Genomic DNA, 866 nt, shown 5'->3' with positions numbered 1-866 from the left:
AAGTGCCGGTAACCGTCACTGACGATCAGGGCGCCACTGCAACCACAACACTCACCATTACTGTGACCGGCACTAACGATGCCCCGGTTGTGCAGGCAGCGACCAATACAGTCACCGAAGATGCCACGGTGACCGGTAATATTACCGCCACCGATGTCGATTTACCGGCGGATGCGACGCTGACCTTCAGCACAGAATCCACCGTGGATGGCCTGACCCTCAATGCCGACGGCAGTTATAGTTTTGATGCCTCCGGCTATGATGCGCTGAGCGCAGGCGAGACGCAGGTGATTGAAGTGCCGGTAACCGTCACTGACGATCAGGGCGCCACTGCAACCACAACACTCACCATTACTGTGACCGGTACCAACGATGCGCCGGTTGCGCAGGCAGCGACCAATACAGTCACCGAAGATGCCACGGTGACCGGTAATATTACCGCCACCGATGTCGATTTACCGGCGGATGCCAGTCTGACCTTCAGCACCGACTCTACCGTGAACGGGCTGACCCTCAATGCCGACGGGACTTACAGTTTTGACGCATCCGGTTATGATGCGCTGAGCGCGGGTGAAAAACAGGTGATTACCGTACCTGTCACCGTGACCGATGATCGCGGTGCGACGGATACGACCACCTTAACGATTACTGTGATTGGCACCAATGACGTCCCGGTGGCGCAAGCGGCGGTAGCCGTCGTCGCCGAAGATGCGACGATTACCGGCAGTATCACGGCGACCGATGTCGATTTACCTGATAACGCCAGCCTGACATTCAGCACCGAGTCCAATGTGACCGGTTTGACTCTCAATGCCGACGGGACTTACAGTTTTGATGCGTCGGGTTACGACGCATTGGGCGCGGGT

1 protein-coding gene is annotated in these 866 nt (G+C 57.3%); it reads left to right on the top strand.

Annotation, left to right across the window (positions count from 1 at the left end):
• Nucleotides 1-866 (top strand): VCBS domain-containing protein (locus VRK_RS21265; RefSeq protein ID WP_197413080.1); only part of this gene is annotated, 866 nt, incomplete at both ends.

It is taken from the genome of Vibrio sp. MEBiC08052 (assembly GCF_001506075.1).
GTDB lineage: Bacteria > Pseudomonadota > Gammaproteobacteria > Enterobacterales > Vibrionaceae > Vibrio.
This window is presented reverse-complemented; position numbering and strand designations above follow the sequence as displayed.